The following is a 230-nucleotide window of genomic DNA, read 5'->3' on the forward strand; positions in this document are numbered from 1 at the left end:
AAGAGTGGCGAGCCGTCGCTACCCGCTACGAAAAGACCGCCGCATCCTTCCTCGGCGTGCTCTGCCTCGCCGCCACCGCAGATTGGCTCAGGCGCTAACGGGGCCTAGAACGCGTGCTTAGAGTCTGAACGCGAAATAAGCTGGGCGCTTTGGAGCGGCTTCGAGACGTAGGGCAGTGCGTCGGCGTCGCCTCACCATGTTGGGCCGATGTCTCGCACCAGCCTACGCAG

At 63.9% G+C, this 230-nt stretch carries 1 pseudogene; it reads left to right on the plus strand.

Annotation, left to right across the window (positions count from 1 at the left end):
* Window positions 1-98, plus strand: a pseudogene (locus E2C06_RS37145) (IS5-like element ISMex42 family transposase); the annotation flags it as partial.
* Window positions 99-230 lie beyond the last annotated feature (132 nt).

This window comes from Dankookia rubra, assembly GCF_004355005.1.
GTDB classification, from domain to species: Bacteria; Pseudomonadota; Alphaproteobacteria; order Acetobacterales; family Acetobacteraceae; genus Paracraurococcus; species Paracraurococcus ruber_A.